Annotated in this window: 1 pseudogene; it reads right to left on the bottom strand. The window is 49.8% G+C overall.

The annotated features are described in order from the left end of the window. Nucleotides 1–317, bottom strand: a pseudogene (locus tag DCC82_RS17230) (IS982 family transposase); the annotation flags it as partial.

Here is a 317-nt window from a genome sequence, read left to right as displayed (position 1 = left end):
TCCATTCTCACGGCATGACATAACTCGATTGGCAAGCTATCCACCACAGCGTAGGCATGGTGCTGCCCGCGTTTCGCCAATTCATGGCGAATCCATTTGATCGCAAAACGCAGTGATCGACAACGACGATGATACCGGGAACGTTCCAGAAACTGCCCCTTTGGGAACAAGTTCCCGATAACAAAGCGATGCCACGCCCGTTCAGAAGTAAAACCGAGCAGCTTTCCTAAAAGATGAATGGCGATGATGACAGCGTCCTCTTGCTTGACCAAATGGCGATTTCGACGATGAAGATGCACCTGAATGCATGAAAGTTG

It is taken from the genome of Geobacillus sp. LYN3 (genome assembly GCF_003064505.1).
In the GTDB taxonomy this organism is placed as follows: domain Bacteria; phylum Bacillota; class Bacilli; order Bacillales; family Anoxybacillaceae; genus Parageobacillus_B; species Parageobacillus_B toebii.
The sequence above is the reverse complement of the archived record's forward strand: the minus strand, read 5'-3'. Positions and strand labels throughout refer to the sequence as shown.